This is a genomic window from Enterobacter sp. ZOR0014 (assembly GCF_000798855.1).
In the GTDB taxonomy this organism is placed as follows: domain Bacteria; phylum Pseudomonadota; class Gammaproteobacteria; order Enterobacterales; family Enterobacteriaceae; genus Enterobacter; species Enterobacter kobei.
In genome coordinates this window covers 1-20,987 of the sequence record NZ_JTLF01000213.1, presented here as the reverse complement: position 1 = coordinate 20,987, position 20,987 = coordinate 1, and the positions used below count along the sequence as shown (strand labels likewise).

16 protein-coding genes are annotated in these 20,987 nt (G+C 54.6%); 2 read left to right on the top strand and 14 right to left on the bottom strand.

What is annotated here, in order from left to right; translation table 11 throughout:
* Positions 1-34: 34 nt before the first annotated feature.
* The 6 genes from ybgE to mngA all read right to left on the bottom strand — a co-directional run bounded on the left by ybgE (position 35) and on the right by mngA (position 8,418).
* On the bottom strand, positions 35-325 hold the full coding sequence (gene ybgE / locus L977_RS11350) for a cyd operon protein YbgE (RefSeq protein ID WP_010428735.1): 291 nt from the start codon (positions 323-325) through the stop codon (positions 35-37).
* Positions 325-438 carry a cytochrome bd-I oxidase subunit CydX gene (gene cydX / locus L977_RS23175; RefSeq protein ID WP_003858598.1) on the bottom strand — a complete coding sequence of 38 codons (114 nt, stop codon included), beginning with the start codon at positions 436-438 and terminating at the stop codon, positions 325-327. Before cydX ends, ybgE begins: the two co-directional genes overlap by 1 nt.
* Positions 439-452: 14 nt before the next feature.
* The gene (gene cydB, locus L977_RS11345; protein WP_014883044.1) at positions 453-1,592 is read right to left on the bottom strand and encodes a cytochrome d ubiquinol oxidase subunit II; all 1,140 of its coding nucleotides are present in this window, start codon (positions 1,590-1,592) and stop codon (positions 453-455) included.
* A gap of 15 nt (positions 1,593-1,607) precedes the next feature.
* Positions 1,608-3,176, bottom strand: coding sequence for a cytochrome ubiquinol oxidase subunit I (gene cydA, locus L977_RS11340; protein ID WP_014883043.1), 1,569 nt, complete (start codon positions 3,174-3,176; stop codon positions 1,608-1,610).
* A 671-nt stretch (positions 3,177-3,847) separates the two neighbouring features.
* Complete coding sequence (gene mngB / locus L977_RS11335; RefSeq protein ID WP_023336932.1) at positions 3,848-6,478, bottom strand: mannosylglycerate hydrolase; 2,631 nt, start codon at positions 6,476-6,478, stop codon at positions 3,848-3,850.
* Positions 6,479-6,501: 23 nt separating this feature from the next.
* Positions 6,502-8,418 carry a PTS 2-O-a-mannosyl-D-glycerate transporter subunit IIABC gene (mngA, locus tag L977_RS11330; RefSeq protein ID WP_047625780.1) on the bottom strand — a complete coding sequence of 639 codons (1,917 nt, stop codon included), beginning with the start codon at positions 8,416-8,418 and terminating at the stop codon, positions 6,502-6,504.
* A gap of 171 nt (positions 8,419-8,589) precedes the next feature.
* Between mngA and L977_RS11325 the strand changes: the two genes are divergently transcribed.
* Positions 8,590-9,306, top strand: a complete 717-nt coding sequence (locus L977_RS11325) for a GntR family transcriptional regulator (protein ID WP_014883040.1) — start codon at positions 8,590-8,592, stop codon at positions 9,304-9,306.
* A gap of 83 nt (positions 9,307-9,389) precedes the next feature.
* On the opposite strand, the gene sucD is transcribed toward L977_RS11325, so the two are convergent.
* The 8 genes from sucD to sdhC form a co-directional block, all read right to left on the bottom strand.
* On the bottom strand, positions 9,390-10,259 hold the full coding sequence (sucD, locus tag L977_RS11320; RefSeq protein WP_008501094.1) for a succinate--CoA ligase subunit alpha: 870 nt from the start codon (positions 10,257-10,259) through the stop codon (positions 9,390-9,392).
* Positions 10,259-11,425 (bottom strand): ADP-forming succinate--CoA ligase subunit beta, encoded by a 1,167-nt coding sequence (gene sucC / locus L977_RS11315; protein WP_006809579.1) that lies wholly within the window; start codon positions 11,423-11,425, stop codon positions 10,259-10,261. The genes sucD and sucC overlap by 1 nt, the downstream gene beginning before the upstream one ends.
* Before the next feature lie 83 nt (positions 11,426-11,508).
* Positions 11,509-12,732 (bottom strand): 2-oxoglutarate dehydrogenase complex dihydrolipoyllysine-residue succinyltransferase, encoded by a 1,224-nt coding sequence (gene odhB, locus L977_RS11310; protein WP_014883039.1) that lies wholly within the window; start codon positions 12,730-12,732, stop codon positions 11,509-11,511.
* A gap of 14 nt (positions 12,733-12,746) precedes the next feature.
* Entirely contained in the window at positions 12,747-15,554 is a 2,808-nt protein-coding gene (gene sucA, locus L977_RS11305) for a 2-oxoglutarate dehydrogenase E1 component (RefSeq protein WP_014883038.1), read from the bottom strand.
* A 238-nt stretch (positions 15,555-15,792) separates the two neighbouring features.
* Positions 15,793-16,509: a succinate dehydrogenase iron-sulfur subunit SdhB gene (sdhB, locus tag L977_RS11300; RefSeq protein ID WP_014883037.1), complete on the bottom strand. Its 717-nt coding sequence runs from the start codon at positions 16,507-16,509 to the stop codon at positions 15,793-15,795.
* A gap of 15 nt (positions 16,510-16,524) precedes the next feature.
* Positions 16,525-18,291, bottom strand: a complete 1,767-nt coding sequence (gene sdhA, locus L977_RS11295; protein WP_014883036.1) for a succinate dehydrogenase flavoprotein subunit — start codon at positions 18,289-18,291, stop codon at positions 16,525-16,527.
* Entirely contained in the window at positions 18,291-18,638 is a 348-nt protein-coding gene (gene sdhD / locus L977_RS11290) for a succinate dehydrogenase membrane anchor subunit (protein WP_008501088.1), read from the bottom strand. The genes sdhA and sdhD overlap by 1 nt, the downstream gene beginning before the upstream one ends.
* Positions 18,632-19,036, bottom strand: coding sequence for a succinate dehydrogenase cytochrome b556 subunit (gene sdhC, locus L977_RS11285; RefSeq protein WP_020684965.1), 405 nt, complete (start codon positions 19,034-19,036; stop codon positions 18,632-18,634). Before sdhC ends, sdhD begins: the two co-directional genes overlap by 7 nt.
* A 639-nt stretch (positions 19,037-19,675) precedes the next feature.
* Between sdhC and L977_RS11280 the strand changes: the two genes are divergently transcribed.
* Entirely contained in the window at positions 19,676-20,959 is a 1,284-nt protein-coding gene (locus L977_RS11280) for a citrate synthase (RefSeq protein WP_014883035.1), read from the top strand.
* The last annotated feature ends 28 nt before the right edge of the window (positions 20,960-20,987 follow it).

Sequence of the window (20,987 nt, the reverse complement as noted above, 5' to 3'; positions counted from 1 at the left end):
GGGTAAGCCCATATCGTTATAGGACATTTCTTATTCAGAAGAAGAAGAAAATCAAACCGGCGAGGAGAACCAGATCGGCAATCAGCGGGCAGAAAATGCCCTGCCAGTGTACCGCTTTCGGACGAAAGCCCACGCCGTGGATCACCCCAGCACACACTGCCCACATAATGAGGAAGCCATGCCAGATTTCCAGTTCGCTGGTTTTTGCCGCGAAACGCGACGGGTCCCAGAAGATGCAGCCTGCCAGCAGTAATGCCATCACTAAAGAAAGCGCCCGTAACGGGCGCTTATCCATTACCGCGTAAAGCGTCGCGATAATATTCATCAGTGTTTTTCTTCACCCGCTTTCGTCGCTTCAACATGCTCAAGCGCCAGGGCGGTGATGACACCAAAAGCACAGGCAAGAAGCGTCCCTAAAATCCATGCGAAATACCACATATTCAGCTCCTTACTTAGTACATAGAGTGGGTGTTGCTTTCGATATGTTCTTTGGTGATACGACCGAACATTTTCCAGTAACACCAGATGGTGTAAGCCAGAACAATCGGAACGAACACGCAAGCAACGTAAGTCATTAAGTTCAGCGTCATATGGCTGGAGGTTGCATCCCACATGGTCAGGCTAGCATTCAGCATGGTGCTGGATGGCATGACGAATGGGAACATGGCAATACCCGCCGTCAGGATGATGCACGCCAGGGTCAGCGAGGAGAACAGGAACGCCAGCGCGCCTTTCTCCAGACGAGACGTCAGCATGGTCAGCAGCGGCAGCAGTACACCCAGAGCCGGGATCGCCCACAGCGCAGGCATGTTATTAAAGTTCACCAGCCATGCGCCAGCCTGACGCGCCACTTCTTTGGTCAGCGGGTTAGACGGTGCCGTATGGTTGATCGCAGACGTCACGACATAACCATCAATACCGTACACCACCCATACGCCTGCCAGTGCGAAGCAAACCAGCGTCACCAGTGCAGCAACCTGAGCCGTCGCACGGGAACGCAGGTGCAGTTCACCCACAGTACGCATCTGCAGGTATGTTGCGCCCTGCGTGATGATCATCGCCACGCTCACCACACCCGCCAGCAGACCAAACGGATTCAGCAACTGGAAGAAGTTACCGGTGTAGTAAAGACGCATGTATTCGTCCAGGTGGAACGGTACACCCTGCAACAGGTTACCGAACGCCACGCCGATCACCAGCGGTGGAACGAAGCTACCAATGAAGATGCCCCAGTCCCACATGTTGCGCCAGCGGGTGTCTTCAATCTTGGAACGGTAGTCAAAACCGACCGGACGGAAGAATAAAGAGGCCAGCACCAGAATCATCGCCACATAGAAGCCGGAGAACGCAGCCGCGTAGACCATCGGCCAGGCAGCAAACAGCGCGCCGCCTGCGGTGATCAGCCACACCTGGTTACCGTCCCAGTGCGGGGCGATGGAGTTGATCATGATTCGACGCTCGGTGTCATTACGACCGAGGAAACGAGTGAGCATCCCCACCCCCATGTCGAAACCATCGGTGACAGCGAAACCGATCAGCAGAACGCCAATCAGCAGCCACCAGATAAAACGCAATACTTCATAATCGATCATTTGATGACTCCTGTCTTAGCGTGCCGGCTGAGTAGTCGCAGTGGACTGCTCGTAGTGATAGCGACCGGTTTTCAGGCTGCTTGGGCCAAGGCGCGCGAACTTGAACATCAGGAACAGTTCAGCCACCAGGAACAGGGTGTACAGACCGCAAATCAGCAGCATGGAGAAGATCAAGTCGCCTGCAGTCAGGGAAGAGTTCGCTACCGCCGTTGGAAGTACCTCACCAATGGCCCATGGCTGACGGCCATACTCCGCAACAAACCAGCCGGATTCGATAGCGATCCACGGCAGTGGAATACCGTACAGCGCCGTGCGCAGCAGCCATTTTTTCTCGCCGATGCGGTTACGAATGACGGACCAGAAGGAAGCCGCAATGATCAGCAGCATGATGATGCCGCAGCCCACCATGATACGGAATGCGAAGTACAGTGGCGCAACACGCGGAATGGAGTCTTTGGTCGCCATCTGGATCTGCGCTTCCGTCGCATCAGAAACGTTCGGGGTATAGCGTTTCAGCAGCAGACCGTAACCCAGATCTTTCTTCACGTCGTTGAACTGGTCACGTACCGCCTGATCGGTCGAACCGGCACGCAGCTGTTCCAGCAGCGAGTAGGCTTTCATACCGTTACGGATACGCTCTTCGTGCTGAACCATCAGCTCTTTCAGACCAGTGACCTGCTTATCAACAGAACGGGTGGCGATGATACCCAGCGCGTAAGGGATCTGAATCGCGAAGCGGTTTTCCTGCGCGTCCTGATCGGGAATACCGAACAGCGTAAAGGCAGCAGGCGCGGGTTGAGTTTCCCATTCAGCTTCGATTGCAGCCAGTTTGGTTTTCTGCACGTCACCCATTTCGTAACCGGATTCATCACCCAGAACGATAACAGAGAGGATGGCAGCCATACCGAAGCTTGCAGCGATAGCAAAGGAGCGCTTAGCAAAGGCGAAGTCACGACCGCGCAGCATGTAGTAAGAGCTGATGCCCAGAATGAACATCGCGCCGCACACGTAACCAGAAGCCACGGTGTGAACGAATTTCACCTGTGCAACCGGGTTCAGGACCAGCTCGGCAAAGCTGACCATCTCCATACGCATGGTCTCGAAGTTGAAATCAGACGCGATGGGGTTCTGCATCCAGCCGTTCGCCACCAGGATCCACAGCGCGGACAGGTTCGAACCTAATGCCACCAGCCAGGTGACGGCCATATGCTGGACTTTACCCAGACGATCCCAGCCGAAGAAGAACAGACCTACAAAGGTGGATTCGAGGAAGAAGGCCATCAGACCTTCAATGGCCAGCGGCGCACCGAAGATGTCCCCTACATAGTGGGAATAGTATGACCAGTTAGTCCCGAACTGGAACTCCATGGTCAGACCGGTGGCCACGCCCAGTGCGAAGTTGATACCAAACAACTTGCCCCAGAACTTGGTCATATCTTTATAAATCTGTTTGCCGGAGAGGACGTAAACCGTTTCCATAATGGCCAGCAGGAACGCCATACCGAGCGTCAGCGGCACAAACAGGAAGTGGTACATCGCGGTCAAGGCAAACTGTAAGCGCGACAGTTCGACTACGTCTAACATTATGACTCCTTGCTCATCGCATGAAGACTCCGAGAGTGAACCCCGTCAGAAGAGATCCACACGCATGCCCCAATACAAATTATTCGCATCCTGGTCGTCGTTATTACCCTGAAGAAGGATAAAAACGATGACGTCAGGTTACAAATAGGTTAATAAAAAACTCAAATTGATCCCGCAAATATAATACGCTGCAAAACCCTTACAATAAACAGGTTTTTATTGAATCACATTTACGTTTTTCGACGGCGATCAATTTATAGCAAAATTACCACTTTTCGGCCATTTTGATCGGGAACAATTTAGCGCTTTTCAACGCCTTTTTCCAAGGATTAAACATTGATTTAAATCAAAAACCAGCAGCAATGTTAATCATGTTTAATCGCGGTGAGAATGGTAAAAACCATGTTAACGATATGTACATACAAGGATGTGATAGGTTATCGAAGAAGGAAAAAATATAAACAGAAGTGATTTTTATTAACGCGAGAGAAATTGTCCTTTTCAAGCGCGACCAACAATAAAGCGTAGTCGAGCCAGATTATTTTTCCATTGCTTTTCTGCAACCCTTAGAAATTACATTTAATTTACCTTTATCACCCCATAAGTTAACACCACGGTGTGATTATTCAATGAAAAAAGGCCGCTAACGCTGCAGCCTTTTATCACTGTTTTCAGCCGACAAGCACGCTAAAGGTGCGTGACTGTCCAGGCCTGAATACCCCGGCAATGCCCTCGCCTTCATGCTGCGCTAACACCTGTTCATTCATGTCCGTTTCGCAGCACCGTTTCACCGTCGGATTCACAGATAACGTCGCATCACATGCGCTGGACGCTGACGGGTTAAACAGACGAAGAATAAGCTCATCACGATCTTCCGCCTTTTTGAGAGCACTGAGCACACATCCCGTTGGCGAAAGCGCTAATAAACTGTAACTTTCCGGCGTGGTAAACGGTGCGCGGTTCAGTTTCATGGCATCCCAGGGAATTTTGTTGTAGCACTGTACGGGCGTTAACCACGATTTAGCCTGCTGCGCGACACCCGCATTTTCCGGCGTACCGCTGAAACTGAAGAGACTAAAGCGACAGCTTAACGCGCCCCGAACCTGGGAGTCAGGAACGGGCAGTTTGATCCCTGATGGTCTGCCGGGACGCAACAGCAAATCTTCTTTGCCGAGTAGCCCCACGCCACGCAACAAGGTTACGGCAAAGGCTTTTTTATCCTCGCCCACCACTTCAAATTCGCGCAGTCCCTCGGTGAACAGCGCCAGCCCGTTTCGTTTCTCCTGCAGGACGGCGTAATTGAGTAAGTTCCAGACGGGAACCGGCGCTTCTTTCCAGCCCTCCTCCTGCCAGTTTTGCATGGCGGGATCCTGCGCAGCACGCGTGACCGTACCAAACTGCGTATCCGCTAACACCTCCTGGGCTGTAAACGGCGTTGGGATCAGCACGCGAACGCGATGGTCGTCAGCCTGATTGTCCAGACGAACCGCCACATCAATGCGTCTGCTGTTGTGACTAAGCGTGATTTCACACTCAGCGCTGAGAGAACCGTTCCTCTGACGCGCCGTGCGTTCGGCCAGATTAGCCGGAACAGCGATCCGATGACGGATCACCGCCCTGCTCTGCCAGCCTTCATGCGTCACCTCAACCTGATGCTCACCCTGTGCTGAAGTGAGCCTCCACTCTTCCCGGGCAGGCGAGTAGTCGTACTCATCGCCATCATCCGAACTCTCTTCGATTTCCAGTACGCGGTCATAAATCAGCCCGGTTTCTTTGTCACGCAGGCGCAACGTGCCGTCTTCATTGAAATCAACCTGCCAGAACGCATTTTCAAGGAAGGATTCTGTGTTTTTCACCGCTGCGCGCTGCTTCCCGGCCACGTTCGGTTCGATAAACAACGTACGGTACCCCATCGACGGCAGTATCTGGCTGAGCTGAATATCAAACTCCATAAACGGTTCGTAATTGCCGTAATGGACAATCTGTCGGTCGATGAGACCGGGGTCGAGTTCGCGTGCGCTGCGAATGAAATACGGGATCTCGTTACCTTTATCATCCCGCAAACGGAACTGGCTGGCACGCAGTCGGATGGTGGTGTTCATCACCTCTTCACGCGGCCAGGGCATCAGGTTGAACATCACCAGCTTATCGGCATCGCTTTGCGGCATGTTGTCGACAATCTTGCGCATATAGAAACGCACCAGGTTGTCTGCCATGTCTTCAGCCAGTTCGAAGCGGGAGACAATCTCACGATGCACTTTGTCGCTGCAGCAGCAACCGATGCTGTCGTGAGCGTGGTTTTTGAGGATCTCTTTCCACATTTTCTCCAGCAGACCGTGGTGGTAATCGAAGCCCAGCGTCCAGGCAAGGGTCGCCAGTGGCTCGAGGATATTGACAATTTTGTTCTCAATACGCGCATGGGCGATTTTGATGTCCATGCGCGTAGAGCCGATTGTCCGGTGAACGCGCATGTATTTCCCGTCGATAAACTCCCCTTTTACCGTCGCCAGTTCATCGCGGTGCGCATCGATGTGGTCAAATACCTCTTCGAACCGGCTCATCACAAACTGACGCTGGGGATAGATTTCTCGCAGCTTGTCCATTACTGCAAAAATATTCTGCTGCAGCGGCATCTGATCGTGACCGTTGGGCAGCAAAATCTCTTTGGTGACGGAGGCGCTTTCCAGCACCTCGAGATAGCTGTCGAGCCGCTTTCGCAGCCCCGCTTCGTCCTCCGGTAAGTACTTACCAATCGCGTAGCCCAGCGGCAGCACCTGTGCCGTCACTTCGCTGCCGTCCTGGCTCTGCCAGAGAAATTCCGTTTTATCGGTTCCGTGTCGTTCCGAGCAGCCGCGCCAGAACATGGTCCGCGTTATGCCAAACCCGTTATAAATATGCGGAAGCTGACCGGACATACCAAATGAATCGGGCAGATAGCCGATTTTCATCGGCTCGCCGAACGCCATACAGTCGCGAATGCCATACATAAGGTTGCGGACGATCGACTCGCCGCTGACGAGGGTGGTATCAGTCTGGGTATACCAGGGGCCGATAATCAGTTTTCCGCGCTCGACAAGGGCCTTCACGCGCGCGCGGTTTTCAGGCACGACGGCAAAATAATCCTCCAGCACCGCCGTCTGCCCATCAAGGACGTAATATTTATACTCGTCATCCTGCTCCAGGCGGGTCAGGATCTCTTCCATATTATTGACCAGAAGAATACGTGACTCTTCGGTGGTGAAATACCACTCACGGTCCCAGTGCATATGCGGTGTGATATGAACGCGAGATACAGCTTTCATCTTCGTTTCCTGTGTGTGAGTTTTTACCGTATGGCGTCTTCAGTGACGTATTTGCCCTTTTTTACCGCCTGGCGTCGCCAGAGCAGCAGAATAAACGTGGAGATAGCGGCCCCCAGCAGCGCCGCGCCAAACCAGCCCGCCGCGGCAACCACACCGGTCAGCCCTGCGTCGTGAAGTAAAAAGAGAGAGAAAATACCCGCCCCCGGGGTAGACAGCCCGATCCCCATCGCCCCAACAATCGCGCCGGTTACCATGGAGCCGAGCACAAAGGAGCCAATGACGCGAAGGGGATCTTCTATCGCCATCGGAATCGCCCCTTCGGTAATGCCCGCGAGTCCGAGCAGCCACGTTGATTTACCGGTTTCAATTTCAAACGGTTTAAACAGTCCCGGAGCCAGCATCGTTGACGCCGTCACGGTAAAGGCCGAGACCATTTTGACGGAGGCAAAGATGGCATAGGGACCGTATACGCCGTTCGCCATCGCGCCCAGGCAAAATGCGTAAGAGGCTTTGTTGACCGGCCCGCCCAAATCAAATGAACACATAAAGCCGAGGATCGCCCCCAGGAGCAGCGCATTCGCACCGGACAGACCATTAAGCCAGACGGTGAGCGTGTTATTAAGCCAGGCCACCGGTTCGCCGATCACAAACAGCATCAGGCTACCCGCCCCCAGCACGCCAATGACCGGATAGAGATAAAAGGTTAAAAAGCCGTTATAGCGGCTACTCAGGCGGATGTGATTTTTTACCCAGCGCATCAGGTAACCCGCGATCAGGCCGCCCACGATAGCCCCCAGAAAACCGGAGCCGATCATATTGGCAGCAAGACCAGCAGCAAATCCCGGTGTCAGCGCGGGTTTATCCGCCAGCGAGTAAGCGGTATACGCGGCCAGAACGGGAACCATCAAAATTCCGAGCATGCCGCCGCCAAGCTTGCGGTACATCCACAGCCACGAGTTTTCCTGGTCGAACAAGTGCTGCAAGCCCAGGATTTGCGCCAGCAGTACCGACACGGCCAGCACCGTACCGCCAGCGACGATCAGCGGCACCGCAAAGGAGATCCCGCTGAGGAGCGCCTGTTTGAGCTCACTTTTTACGCCCGTTTTCGTTTCGGTATCGACGTATTCATGACCCGCTTCGGATGAAGGCCGTAGCGCCAGCGCGCGCTCAATTAGCGCTTCAGCATGGCGCAGGGGCTCCGCAACGGGGACGGAAATCGCGGGGATCCCCTGAAAACGCTCACGCTCTTTGATCGCCACGTCTGCGGCAAAAATGCATGCTTTCGCCTCCTTCAACTGCTGCGCAGTGATGCGCCCCTCAATGCCGTTCGCACCCTGCTTTTCGACCACCACGTTGACGCCCAGCCTGCGTCCCGCTTTTTCCAGGTATTCCGCAGCCATATAGGTATGCGCAATTCCAGCCGGACAGGCGGTAACGCAAACGATCGTCGGGGCATTCACCGCAACGGCGGCCTCTTGCGCTTCAGGGGTCGCTTCCAGGGCAGCAAGCACATCTTCCGCCGTGGTGGCTGCCATCACGCGCGCCCGGAGATCGTCATCCGCCAGGCGAGACGTCAGTTCCGTCAGTACCTGAATATGTGTCGACCCCGCTTCGGCAGGAGGAATGGCGAGAAGAAATATCAGCTCAACCTCTTCCGGTCCGTCCACGCCTTCCCACTCCAGCGGTTCGCGCAGCGTTGCCACGGCGAAGGCCGCTTCTCTCACGACGGCTGATTTTCCGTGGGGCACCGCCAGCCCTTCGCCCAGGGCGGTGGGGCCAAGCGATTCCCGATGGAAAACTTCTTTAAGAAAAGCATCGGCATCAGCGATTTTGCCCAGCGCCACCAGACGTGTCGCAAGCTGACGGATTGCCTCATCCCGGCAGGAAAACCGCGCCTGAACGCAAACTGCACGCGGATCGGTCAGGGTCGTCAGGTTCATAGGGATCCTCACATTTAGATCGTTATTGTCTGGGATGGATTCTGGCAGATCTTATAATACATGTATGTGATCACTTTCACTAATAAGCCAATTTGTATTTTATTTGTATTATTTACAAATCATCAGTTGAATGCATAATTCCCTGAAAAGGTATTAAGCAGGCGCAATCAAATGGGTAATAAACCGATGTACCGGCAGATAGCCGATGCGTTTCGCGAGAAAATTAACGCCGGGGAGTTAAAACCCGGTGACGCGCTCCCGACGGAGTCCAGCCTTCAGGAGACGTTCAGCGTTAGCCGTGTCACCGTCCGGCAGGCCCTGAAACTGCTGGCTGATGAGCAGATTATCGAAAGCATTCAGGGCAGCGGCTCTTATGTAAAAGAGGAACGCGTAAATTACGATATCTACCAGCTCACCGGTTTTTACGAAAAGCTGGCGGACCGAAACGTCGATACGCACAGTGATGTTAAAATTTTTGAAGTGGTGAAAGCCGATGAGCGGCTTGCGGCAACGCTGGCCATCAATCCGGAGGATAAAGTCTGGCACGTGAAGCGCGTACGCTTCATCAAGCAGAAGCCGGTTAACCTGGAAGAGACATGGATGCCGCTGGCAATGTTCCCCGACCTCACCTGGGACGTGATGGAAAATTCGAAATACCACTACGTCGAGCAGATCAAAAAAATGGTTATCGATCGCAGCGAGCAGGAGCTGGTGCCGATCATGCCATCAGAGGAGGCGATCGCCGCGCTGGCGCTCGATCCGGCCAAACCGATCCTGGAAAAAGCCTCCCGCGGTTTCCTGAAGGACGGACGGGTATTTGAATACAGTCGCAACGTCTTCAATACCGACGATTACAAGTTCACGCTCGTTGCCAAACGCAGGCAATAAAAAAGGCCGCTTTTCAGCGGCCAACCATGTCGAAACGGACATTTTTTTACTTCAACGCTCCCCTGTCGGGGAGCAGAGAGGACTTACTTAATGATGGATTTCAGTGCTTCGCCGATATCCGCCAGGCTGCGAACGGTTTTCACGCCTGCGGCTTCGAGCGCTGCGAATTTCTCGTCAGCCGTACCTTTACCACCGGCGATGATCGCCCCTGCGTGACCCATACGCTTGCCTTTCGGCGCGGTCACACCCGCGATGTAACCGACAACCGGCTTGGTCACGTGTTCTTTGATGTAAGCAGCCGCTTCTTCTTCCGCGCTACCACCGATCTCACCAATCATCACGATCGCTTCGGTTTGTGGATCTTCCTGGAACAGTTTCAGGATGTCGATGAAGTTAGAGCCCGGGATCGGGTCACCGCCGATGCCCACACAGGTGGACTGGCCGAAGCCGTAATCGGTGGTCTGCTTAACGGCTTCATAGGTCAGGGTACCGGAACGGGACACGATGCCCACTTTGCCCGGCTTGTGAATATGACCCGGCATGATGCCGATTTTGCATTCGCCTGGCGTGATGACGCCTGGGCAGTTCGGGCCGATCATGCGCACGCCGGCTTCATCCAGCTTCACTTTCACGGTCAGCATATCCAGCGTCGGGATACCTTCAGTGATGGTGATGATCAGTTTGATGCCCGCGTCGATCGCTTCCAGAATGGAGTCTTTGCAGAACGGTGCCGGAACATAGATAACGGTCGCGGTTGCGCCCGTCGCTTCTACGGCTTCACGCACGGTGTTGAACACCGGCAGGCCCAGGTGCGTGGTGCCACCTTTACCTGGCGTGACGCCGCCAACCATCTGCGTACCGTAGGCAATCGCCTGTTCGGAGTGGAAAGTCCCCTGGCTACCGGTGAAGCCCTGGCAGATAACCTTGGTATCTTTATTAATTAAAACTGACATTATTTCCCCTCCACTGCGGCAACAACCTGCTGAGCTGCATCCGTCAGACTTTTCGCTGCAATAATATTCAGGCCGCTGTCAGCCAGTTTTTTCGCGCCGAGTTCAGCGTTGTTACCTTCCAGACGTACAACCACCGGAACGTTAACACCCACTTCTTCTACCGCACCAATGATACCGTCGGCGATCAGGTCGCAACGAACGATGCCGCCGAAGATGTTAACCAGAACCGCTTTAACATTGTCGTCAGAGAGGATGATTTTGAACGCTTCGGTCACGCGCTCTTTGGTTGCGCCACCGCCCACGTCGAGGAAGTTCGCTGGCTCACCACCGTGCAGCTTAACGATGTCCATGGTGCCCATTGCCAGGCCCGCACCGTTGACCATACAGCCGATGTTGCCGTCCAGCGCCACGTAGTTCAGTTCCCACTGTGCAGCCTGTGCTTCACGCGGGTCTTCCTGAGACTGGTCGCGCATTTCGCGCAGATCCGGCTGGCGGAACAGCGCGTTGCCGTCAGCGCCCAGTTTGCCGTCGAGGCAGATCAGATCGCCCTGGGTGGTGATCACCAGCGGGTTAATCTCGATCAGCGCCAGGTCGCGCTCCAGGAAGATAGTCGCCAGACCCATGAAGATCTTGGTGAACTGCTGAACCAGCTTGCCTTCCAGACCCAGTTTGAACGCCAGCTCGCGACCCTGGTAAGGCATTGGGCCTGCCAGCGGATCGATCGCCACTTTGTGGATCAAATGTGGGGTTTCTTCCGCCACTTTTTCGATTTCCACGCCGCCTTCGGTAGACGCCATGAACACCACGCGACGGGAGCTACGGTCAACAACCGCGCCCAGGTACAGCTCTTTAGCGATATCGGTCGCTGCTTCAACCAGGATCTGGTTAACCGGCTGGCCGTTTGCATCTGTCTGGTAGGTCACCAGACGTTTGCCGAGCCAATGTTCAGCAAACGCACGAATCTCTTCTTTGCTCTTAACAACCTTCACACCGCCCGCTTTACCACGGCCACCAGCGTGAACCTGACATTTAACTACCCACGGGCCGGAACCGATTTTAGATGCGGCTTCTTCTGCTTCACGCGGGGTAGTACAGGCATAACCCACCGGAGCCGGTAAGCCATACCGGGCAAACAGCTGTTTGGCCTGATATTCATGTAAGTTCATGTGTTCTATCCATCCTTCAGGTAATCGTTAGGTAGTGCTTTTAGTGGCCCGGCAGCCATACGCCGCCGGGCAAGACTGCAAAACTAGACGTCCAGCAGCAGACGCGTTGGATCTTCCAGCAGCTCTTTAATGGCAACCAGGAAGCCCACGGACTCGCGGCCGTCGATCAGGCGGTGATCGTAAGAGAGCGCCAGGTACATCATTGGCAGGATCTCAACTTTACCGTCTACCGCCATCGGACGATCTTTAATGGCATGCATACCCAGGATCGCGCTCTGCGGCGGGTTAATGATCGGGGTAGACATCAGCGAGCCGAATACGCCGCCGTTGGTAATGGTGAAGTTACCGCCGGTCAGGTCGTCTACGGTCAGCTTGCCGTCGCGGCCTTTAACAGCCAGCTCTTTGATATTTTTCTCGATGTCAGCCATACCCAAGGTATCCACATCACGCAGAACCGGGGTGACCAGACCACGTGGAGTAGAAACCGCCATGCTGACGTCGAAATAGTTGTGGTAAACCACGTCATCGCCATCGATGGACGCGTTCACTTCCGGGTAGCGTTTCAGCGCTTCAACGACAGCCTTCACGTAGAAGGACATAAAGCCCAGACGGATACCGTGACGTTTTTCAAACGCGTCACCGTACTGCTTACGCAGGTCCATGATTGGCTTCATGTTCACTTCGTTGAAGGTGGTCAGCATCGCGGTGGAGTTTTTCGCTTCCAGCAGACGCTCGGCCACGCGCTTACGCAGGCGCGTCATTGGGACGCGTTTTTCGCTGCGGGCACCCAGAGCAGGCTGAGCTGCTGCTGGCGCTGCCGCAGGGGCTTTCGCTTCTGCCTGAGCAGGTGCTTTCGCCAGGTGCTTGTCGATGTCTTCACGCGTCAGACGGCCACCCACACCGGTGCCTTTGATGGCAGCCGGGTCAAGGCTATGTTCAGCCAGCAGGCGACGGATCGCCGGGCTGAGGGCGTCGTTAGACTGTTCTTCCAGAGAAGCCTGCTGGCGCTGAGCCGGCGTAGAGGCTTTCTCTTCAGACTTGGCGCTGGACTCTTTACCCGCGCTGTTGCCTTCACGCAGGCGACCCAGGATCTGACGAGAGGTGACGGTCGTACCTTCATCTTCCAGCACCGCGTCCAGTACGCCATCCGCCGAAGCCGGTACTTCCAGTACCACTTTGTCAGTTTCGATTTCTACCAGCACTTCATCGCGCTTAACGGCATCGCCTGGTTTTTTGTGCCAGGTAGCGACGGTCGCATCTGCTACAGATTCAGGCAGGTCGGGAACAAGAATATCTACGCTACTCATTATGTATCCTTTAATTAATCGACGTTCAGCGCGTCATTGACCAGATCTTGTTGCTGCTTCTGGTGAACGGACATATACCCTACCGCCGGAGAGGCGGAGGCCGGGCGACCTGCGTAACGCAGAGCGGACCCAAATGGAATCACTTCACGGAAATGATGCTGGCTGCAGTACCATGCGCCCTGGTTAAGCGGCTCTTCCTGGCACCAGACAAAATCATGAACGTGAGCGTAAGGTTTCAGCACTTCCTGCATCGCCTGATGCGGGAACGGATAAAGCTGTTCGATACGCACGATGGCGACATCTTTCTGATCGTTCTTACGGCGCTGTTCCAGCAGGTCGTAATAAACCTTACCAGAACACATCACCACACGCTTCACGGCCTGCGGATCCAGCTCGTCAATCTCACCGATGGCTGGCAGGAAGGTGCCGTTTGCCAGCTCATCCAGGCTGGATACCGCCAGCGGATGGCGCAGCAGGGATTTCGGAGACATGACCACCAGCGGACGGCGCATACCGCGCAGTGCCTGACGACGCAGCATGTGGTAGACCTGAGCCGGAGTGGACGGCACGCAAACCTGCATGTTCTGCTCAGCGCAAAGTTGCAGATAGCGTTCCAGACGCGCGGAGGAGTGCTCCGGACCCTGGCCTTCATAACCGTGCGGCAGCAGCATGACCAGACCACACATGCGGCCCCACTTCTGCTCGCCGGAGGAGATGAACTGGTCGATAACGACCTGCGCACCGTTCGCGAAGTCACCGAACTGCGCTTCCCAGATGGTCAGGGTGCGTGGTTCAGCGGTGGCGTAGCCGTATTCGAAGGCCAGTACCGCTTCTTCAGACAGTACGGAGTCCCAGACCTTGAACTGGCCCTGACCGTTGTGGACGTGCTGCAGTGGGGTATAGGTTGAACCGTTAGACTGATTGTGAACCACCGCGTGACGGTGGAAGAAGGTGCCACGGCCCGCATCTTCGCCGGACAGACGCACGGGAATGCCTTCGTCAACCAGCGTTGCATAAGCCAGCGTTTCCGCGCCACCCCAGTCAAACAGCTTCTCACCTGCTGCCATGGACTGACGGTCAGCATAGATTTTCGCCACGCGAGACTGCATCTCGATAGCGTCTGGTACGGTGCTGATGCGTTTAGCCAGCTCCTGCAGACGCTTCATCTCAACCTTGTTCGGGTAGCTCTCATCCCACTCGTGGTTGAGGTACGGCGACCAGGTAAAGGAGTGCATGTTCATCGGACGCAGCTCTTTCACTACGCATTCACCCGCATCCAGCGCATCGCGGTAGAGGTTGACCAGTTCGGTCGCATCTTCCAGCGTCGCCACTTTTTCGCTTTCCAGCTTGTCAGCATAGATTTTGCGTGGCGTCGGGTGTTTTTTGATTTTCTGATACATCAGCGGCTGGGTTGCACTTGGCTCATCCGCTTCGTTGTGGCCGTGACGGCGGTAGCAGAAGAGGTCAATGAACACATCGCGTTTGAAGGTATTACGGAAGTCCAGCGCCAGACGGGTCACGAAAGCGACAGCTTCCGGATCGTCCGCGTTCACGTGGAAGATCGGCGCCTGAACCATTTTACCGATGTCGGTGCAATATGGTGTAGAGCGGGCATCCAGCGGGTTAGAGGTGGTGAAGCCCACCTGGTTGTTGATCACGATGCGAACGGTACCGCCCACTTCATAACCACGCGCTTTCGACATGTTCAGGGTTTCCTGAACCACGCCCTGCCCGGTTACCGCCGCATCACCGTGAATGGTGATTGGCAGCACTTTGTTGCTGCTTGGCTCGTCCAGACGATCCAGACGCGCACGCACGGAACCGATAACCACCGGGCTGACGATCTCCAGGTGTGACGGGTTAAACGCCAGCGCCAGGTGAACCAGACCGCCTTCGGTTTCGATATCAGACGAGAAGCCCATGTGGTACTTCACGTCGCCGGTGCCGAGGTGCTCTTTATGTTTGCCCGCAAATTCGTCGAACAGGTCCTGCGGTTTTTTACCCAGCACGTTGACCAGGACGTTCAGACGACCACGGTGCGCCATGCCCAGTACCACTTCACGGGTACCGCTCTTGCCTGCATGACGAATCAGCTCTTTCAGCATCGGCACCAGCGCGTCGCCGCCTTCCAGCGAGAAGCGTTTTGCGCCCGGGAATTTCGCGCCCAGATAGCGCTCAAGGCCCTCTGCTGCAGTCAGTTCGCCAAGGAAACGTTTTTTCTCGTCTGCTGAGAAATTCGCATGGCCCGCTACGGATTCGATGCGCTGCTGGATCCAGCGTTTCTCTTCGGTAGAGGTAATGTGCATGTATTCCGCGCCGATGGAGCCGCAGTAGGTTTGCTTGAGCGCATCAATGAGTTCGCCCAGCTTCATCGTGTCTTTGCCGATGGCAAAAGAACCTACGTTAAAGCTTTCCTGGAAATCGGCCTCGGTCAGATCGTGATACGCCGGATCGAGATCGGCCACACGTTCTTGCTGCCACAGTCCCAGCGGATCGAGATTCGCATGCTGGTGACCACGGAAGCGATAAGCGTTGATAAGCTGCAGGACTTTAACCTGCTTCGCATTGGTGTCAGGGTCGGAAATCGCAGAAGAGTAACGTGAGGCATCCTTCGCCAGACGACGGAAATAATCACGTGTTTTGGAATGGAATTGATCCGGTTTGACCCCTGTGCCAGGCAACTGCTGGAACATGGAACGCCAGTTTGCGTCCACTGAGTCAGGATCGGTTAAGAAGTCTTCATAGAGCTGTTCAATCCAGCTCTGGTTCGCACCAGAAAGGAAAGAAGAGTCCAGCCAGGCTTTCATTGCGCCGTTCTGCATCGTGATCCCTTAAGCATTTTTATGCTTACTTTCGCCGTAGAAACTACCACGCACACCACGTGTACGTGCCGGGGTTCACCTGCGAGCTCTTTTCATTTGGCCCGCGAAGGAACCTTTAGAAACTGTCTAAACTTCAGGGCAGTTTTTAAAGGTTTCTGCAATTCGCCCGGTGGCGCTACGCTTACCGGGCCTACTGTTACGTAGGCCGGATAAGCGCAGCGCCATCCGGCGTTTTTACTTACGCACTGCGCTGCAGCAGCATCGACTTAATATGGCCGATGGCGCGCGTCGGGTTCAGTCCCTTCGGACATACACTGACGCAGTTCATGATGCTATGGCAGCGGAATACGCTGAAAGCGTCACTCAGTCCTTCCAGACGACTCTCGGTTTCGGTGTCGCGGCTATCGATCAGGAAGCGATAGGCAGCCAGCAGACCGGCCGGGCCGATAAACTTGTCCGGGTTCCACCAGAACGACGGACAGGACGTTGAACAACATGCGCAGAGAATACACTCGTACAACCCATCGAGTTTTTCACGCTGCTCAGGAGACTGTAAGTGCTCGCGAGCGGGTGGATTTTGCCCATTATTCAATAAGTAAGGCTTAATCTTCTCATATTGTGCATAGAATTGCCCCATGTCTACCACCAAATCACGCACGACCGGCAGGCCTGGCAGAGGACGGATAACAATTTTCTGACCAGGACGCTGCAACGCGGAAATTGGCGTGATGCAGGCCAGGCCATTTTTGCCGTTCATGTTCACGCCATCAGAGCCGCAGACCCCTTCACGGCAGGAGCGACGGAACGACAGTGTCGGATCTTTTTCTTTCAGCTGGATTAACGCATCCAGCAGCATCATGTCGCGACCTTCTTCCGCTTCCAGGGTGTAGTCCTGCATACGCGGAGCATCATCAACATCCGGGTTATAACGATAAACTGAGAATTCGAGTTTCATTATCCTGTCTCCGCATTAGTAAGTACGAATCTTCGGCGGGAACGCCGGACGCAGTTTCGGTTCCATGTTGACGCTACGACGCGTCATGGATTCCGACTCTGGCAGATACAGGGAATGGCACAGCCAGTTTTCGTCATCACGATCCGGGAAGTCGAAGCGGCTATGCGCGCCACGGCTCTCGGTACGGAAGTTTGCCGACATCGCGGTCGCGAACGCAGTTTCCATCAGGTTATCCAGCTCCAGGCATTCAACGCGCTGGGTGTTGAACTCGCTGGAGGTGTCATCCAGACGGGCATTTTTCAGACGCTCGCGGATCGCTTTCAGCTGCTCAAGACCTTTGGCCATTGCGTCACCTTCGCGGAATACCGAGAAGTTATGCTGCATGCATTCCTGCAGTGCTTTACGGATTTCCACCGGATCTTCGCCGTTACGGTTGCCGTTCCAGCGGTTGAGGCGCTCAAGAGAGGCATCAATTTCGTCGTCGGTCGCGTCACGCAGCGCGCCCTGCTCGGCAATGGATTCCTGCAGATGCAGACCGACTGCACGGCCGAATACCACCAGGTCCAGCAGCGAGTTGCCGCCGAGACGGTTTGCGCCGTGAACGGATACGCAGGCAATTTCACCTACGGCGAACAGGCCAGGAATAACCACATCTTCGCCCTGCTCGTTCACGGTCAACGCCTGACCGGTCACTTTGGTCGGAATACCGCCCATCATGTAGTGGCAGGTTGGGATAACAGGAATTGGCTCTTTCACCGGGTCGACGTGTGCGAAGGTACGAGACAGCTCCAGAATGCCCGGCAGACGGGATTCCAGCACCTCTTTACCCAGATGGTCGAGTTTCAGCTTCGCGTGTGGACCCCATGGGCCATCACAGCCGCGGCCTTCACGGATTTCGATCATGATGGAACGCGCCACCACGTCACGACCCGCCAGGTCTTTCGCATTCGGGGCATAACGCTCCATGAAGCGTTCGCCGTGTTTGTTCAGCAGGTAGCCGCCTTCACCACGGCAGCCTTCTGTTACCAGAACGCCGGCACCGGCGATACCGGTTGGGTGGAACTGCCACATTTCCATATCCTGAACCGGCACGCCTGCGCGGATTGCCATGCCGACACCGTCACCGGTGTTGATGTGGGCGTTGGTGGTGGACTGGTAAATACGGCCTGCACCGCCGGTGGCCAGCACGGTTGCGCGGGCTTTGAAGTAAACGACTTCACCGGTTTCGATACACAGCGCGGTACAACCGACCACTGCGCCATCGGCATTTTTCACCAGATCCAGCGCATACCACTCGGAGAAGATGGTGGTGTGGTTTTTCAGGTTCTGCTGATACAGGGTGTGCAGCAGTGCGTGGCCGGTACGGTCAGCCGCCGCTGCGGTACGTGCCGCCTGCTCGCCGCCGAAGTTTTTCGACTGGCCGCCAAACGGACGCTGATAGATGGTGCCGTTTTCCAGACGGGAGAACGGCAGCCCCATGTGGTCCAGCTCCAGAATCGCTTCCGGGCCGGTCTTACACATATATTCGATGGCATCCTGGTCGCCGATGTAGTCGGAACCTTTTACCGTGTCGTACATGTGCCATTCCCAGTTATCTTCATGGGAGTTACCCAGCGCAACGGTAATACCGCCCTGCGCGGATACTGTGTGGGAACGGGTCGGGAACACTTTAGAGAGCAGCGCACAGGTCTGGCCGCTCTGGGAAATTTGCAGTGCGGCACGCATACCTGCGCCACCGGCACCAATCACAACAGCATCAAATTCTCTGACTGGCAGTTTCATTACACACCCCACACCACAACGAATCCATAAATAACGTAAACCACCAGTGCAACGACAATGGCCAGCTGCAGAGGAAGGCGAATCGCCAGCGGTTTAACGTAATCGGTCAACACCTGCCACATACCAATCCACGCATGAATAAGGATGGAGAACAGCGCCAGCAGGGTGAACACTTTGGTGAAGGCGGATCCGAAGAACCCACTCCAGATTTCCCACGTCAGCGTACCGCTGGTCGCGAAGAAACCAATCATATAGATGATGTAAAGGGTGAGAACGATAGCGGTAGCACGGACAAGAATGAAGTCATGTACGCCGTTGCGTCCTAATGCGGAGGCGTTGCTTACCATACGAGAACTCCTGCGAGAAGTGAAAGCACGACAGTAATCACAAATGAAATGTTAGCGGAGCGTTTCCCGGCTTCGAACGTCTCTTCCAGGTAGCCAAAGTCCATCAGCATATGACGAACACCCACGACGACGTGGTACGCCAGCGCGGTCAGAATGCCCCACATGATGAATTTCACGAAGAAGCTGTTCATGATGGCAGAGGCCTGGAGGAATCCTTCAGGGGAGGAGAGGCTGGTACCCAGTAACCACAGCAGAATGCCGACCGCCACAAACGTAATTACACCTGAAACACGGTGCAGAATGGACGCTATTGCTGTTACGGGGAACCGGATCGTTTTCAGATCCAGATTGACAGGTCTTTGTTTTTTCACATTTCTTATCATGAATAACGCCCACATGCTGTTCTTATTGTTTCCTTCCTCCGGACTGCGATGCGGGTCAAGCAGCGTTCCTTTTCTATAACTGCGCGTCATGCAAAACAATGCTTCCAGATGCTTCAACGACACATTACAACGCTGGGTGGCTCGGGATTGCAGGGTGTTCCGGAGACCTGGCGGCAGTATAGGCCGTTCACAAAATCATTACAATTAACCTACATACAGTTTGTCGGGTTTTCTCTGGAACAGTGATCAGGGTCACGATAACAACATCTTTTTAATTTTTAATCATCTGATTTGACAAATGTTAAACAATATTGTTACAAACGTCATCAGAAAAGGCATATAATGCGCAAAAGTTATGAGGTCTCTCTTTCACCTGACAAATAGTTATGTAACAGTGTGATGGTATTGACCGAAGTTATCAGGACAGTTATTAGTGATATACAGGTTTGAATAATTCGGACTGCAAAAACGCTGATTTGCTGTTGTTTCACTGATATTTCATTCGTTTACCTGCAAGGCGCCATAGCTCTGTACCCTGGTTTGTCCTCGTGAGCTGAGCGGTAAGCCAAATAACAATCTGGTAACGGTGATTAACAGCTGAAAGCAAATCCGGTAAAGCGCAGTCTTAAGCATAAGGCGCTAAGGAGACCGTAAATGGCTGATACAAAGGCAAAACTCACCCTCAACGGTGGTGATGCTATTGAACTGGATGTGCTAAAAGGCACGCTCGGTCAGGATGTTATTGATATCCGTACGCTGGGTTCCAAAGGAGTATTTACCTTTGACCCTGGATTTACCTCTACCGCATCTTGCGAATCCAAAATCACCTACATTGACGGTGACGAAGGTATCCTGCTCCATCGCGGCTTCCCCATCGATCAGTTAGCCACCGAATCCAACTATCTGGAAGTGTGCTACATCCTGCTGAACGGCGAAAAGCCAACGCAGGCGCAGTACGATGAATTCAAAACCACCGTCACCCGTCACACCATGATCCATGAGCAGATTACCCGTCTGTTCCATGCGTTCCGTCGTGACTCTCACCCGATGGCGGTGATGTGCGGGATTACCGGTGCGCTGGCGGCGTTCTACCACGACTCCCTTGACGTGAATAACCCGCGTCACCGTGATATCGCGGCGTTCCGTCTGCTGTCCAAAATGCCTACCATGGCGGCGATGTGTTACAAATACTCCATCGGCCAGCCGTTTGTGTATCCACGTAACGACCTCTCCTACGCCGGTAACTTCCTGCGCATGATGTTCTCCACGCCGTGCGAAGAGTACGAAGTGAACCCGGTGCTGGAACGCGCAATGGACCGTATCCTGATCCTGCACGCTGACCACGAACAGAACGCTTCCACCTCTACCGTCCGTACCGCGGGCTCTTCAGGCGCGAACCCGTTCGCCTGTATCGCTGCGGGCATCGCCTCCCTGTGGGGACCGGCGCACGGCGGTGCGAACGAAGCGGCACTGAAGATGCTGGAAGAGATCAGCACCGTTGAGCACATTCCTGAATTCGTGCGTCGCGCGAAAGACAAGAATGACTCCTTCCGCCTGATGGGCTTCGGTCACCGTGTTTACAAAAACTATGACCCACGCGCCACCGTGATGCGTGAAACCTGCCACGAAGTGCTGAAAGAACTGGGTACCAAAGATGATCTGCTGGAAGTGGCGATGGAGCTGGAACACATCGCGCTGAACGACCCGTACTTCATCGAGAAGAAACTCTACCCGAACGTCGACTTCTACTCCGGTATCATTCTGAAAGCGATGGGTATTCCGTCTTCCATGTTCACCGTAATCTTCGCCATGGCCCGTACCGTAGGCTGGATTGCGCACTGGAACGAAATGCACAGCGAAGGCATGAAAATCGCCCGTCCTCGTCAGCTGTATACCGGCTACGAGCAGCGTGATTTTAAGTCTGATATTAAGCGCTAAAAACAAGCCCGGTGGCGCTCACGCTTAC